Origin of the sequence: Streptomyces sp. W16 (genome assembly GCF_033194735.1) — a bacterium.
Lineage (GTDB): Bacteria > Actinomycetota > Actinomycetes > Streptomycetales > Streptomycetaceae > Streptomyces.
In genome coordinates this window covers 1-1,993 of the sequence record NZ_JAWOAI010000955.1, presented here as the reverse complement: position 1 = coordinate 1,993, position 1,993 = coordinate 1, and the positions used below count along the sequence as shown (strand labels likewise).

At 72.2% G+C, this 1,993-nt stretch carries 2 protein-coding genes and 1 pseudogene; all 3 read left to right on the top strand.

The features are described from left to right. Window positions 1-498: pseudogene (locus R6V09_RS51865) on the top strand (dehydrogenase); the annotation flags it as partial. A gap of 150 nt (window positions 499-648) precedes the next feature. Beyond that, a complete protein-coding gene (locus R6V09_RS51860; protein ID WP_043671992.1) occupies window positions 649-1,047 on the top strand; it encodes a 6-pyruvoyl trahydropterin synthase family protein in 399 nt (132 codons plus the stop codon). Further along, window positions 1,044-1,993: glycosyltransferase family 4 protein (locus R6V09_RS51855; RefSeq protein WP_317888361.1), on the top strand; the 950-nt coding region annotated here is incomplete at its 3' end. The genes R6V09_RS51860 and R6V09_RS51855, both read left to right, overlap by 4 nt.

Genomic DNA, 1,993 nt, shown 5'->3' with positions numbered 1-1,993 from the left:
GCCGCGCTGCTGGCCCGCTTCCCGGGCGTGCGCGTGCAGTTGGTGGACGCCGACCCGGCGCGCGCGAAGACCGCCGAGGCCCTCGGCGTCGACTTCGCGCTCCCGGCGGACGCGCTCGGCGACCGCGACCTCGTCGTGCACGCCAGCGCCACCGAACAGGGCCTGACCCGCGCCCTGGAACTCCTCACCCCCGAGGGCACGGTCCTCGAACTGAGCTGGTACGGCGACCGGAAGGTCAGCCTCCCGCTCGGCGAGGCCTTCCACTCCCGCCGCCTGATCATCCGCAGCAGCCAGGTCGGCACCGTCTCCCCGAACCGGGCGAACCGCAGCTACGCCGACCGTCTCGCCCTCGCCCTCGACCTCCTCGCCGACCCGGCGCTCGACGCGTTGGTCACCGGCGAGAGCGACTTCGAGGAGCTGCCGGACCTGCTGCCGAGGCTCGCCTCCGGAGAGATTCCGGCCCTGTGTCACCGGGTCCGCTACACCGACATCGGCTGAGGAACGTTCAATTCCGTACGACAAGCGCGTCTGACCTGAGAAAAGAGTGAGAGAGGGCTGAACAGGGGGAGGCGTGCAGCCGTACTACACGGCATCCCCCGGCAGGGATCAGCCGCGGGACCAGACGCGCCGCACCTGGAGGGTCGTCCGTTGTTCAGCATCACCGTTCGCGATCACATCATGATCGCCCACAGCTTCCACGGCGAAGTGTTCGGACCCGCGCAGCGGTTGCACGGAGCCACGTTCCTCGTGGACGCCACCTTCCGGCGCGAGCAGCTGGACGACGACAACATCGTCGTCGACATCGGACTGGCCACCCAGGAACTGGGCGCCGTCGTGAGCGAGTTGAACTACAGAAACCTCGACAACGAGCCCGACTTCGCCGGGGTCAACACCTCGACGGAGTTCCTGGCGAAGGTCATCGCCGACCGGCTCGCCGAGCGGATCGAGAAGGGCGCACTCGGCGAGGGCGCCCGCGGCCTGGCCGGACTCCAGGTCACCCTGCACGAGTCGCACGTCGCCTGGGCGAGTTACGAGCGTGCCCTGTGAGCGACGTGACCATCGACCGCGCCCCCTCGCTGGGATTCCTGCCCGCACAGCGCGCGGCCTCCCGGAATGCCGAGATCATCCCCATGTCCCTGCGCACCGTGCACTTCGTGATGCCCGGCGGAGTCGACGACCCGGCCGCGCCGAGCGGCGGCAACGCCTACGACCGCCGGGTCAGCCTCGACCTCCCCGGGTTCGGCTGGCAGGTCCACAAGCACGCCGTGGACGGCGAGTGGCCCCGGCCCGGTGCCGCCGCCCGTGCGGAACTCGCCCGGGTGCTGCGCGAGTTGCCGGACGGCGCCGCCGTACTCCTCGACGGGCTCGTGGCCTGCGGGGTCCCCGAGATCGTCGTCCCGGAGGCCGACCGGCTCGGCCTGGCCGTCCTGGTCCACCTCCCGCTCGGCGACGAGACCGGTCTCGAAGCCGCCGTCGCCGCGGAACTGGACGCCAGGGAACGTACCGTCCTGCGAGCCGTGTCCGCCGTCATCGGCACCAGCGACTGGGCGGTCCGCCGCCTCGTCTCCCACCACGGCCTGGCCCCCGACCGGGTCCATGTCGCCACCCCCGGCGCCGACATCGCCCCCCTCGCCTCCGGCACCGACGGCGTCTCCCGCCTCCTGTGCGTCGCCGCCGTCACCCCGCGCAAGGGCCAGCACCGGCTGATCGAGGCCCTCGCCGCGGCGGCCGACCTGCCCTGGACCTGCACTTGCGTCGGCGGCCTCGGAACCGACCCGGAGTACGTCGACCACCTGCGCGGCCTCATCGAGCAGTACGGCCTCCAGGACCGGCTGCACCTCGCGGGCCCGCAGGCCGGCGCCCAGCTCGACGCCAGCTACGCCTCCGCCGACCTCATGGTCCTCATGTCGTACGCCGAGACGTACGGCATGGCCGTCACCGAGGCCCTCGCCCGCGGCATCCCCGTGCTGGCCACGGACGTCGGCGGCCTGCC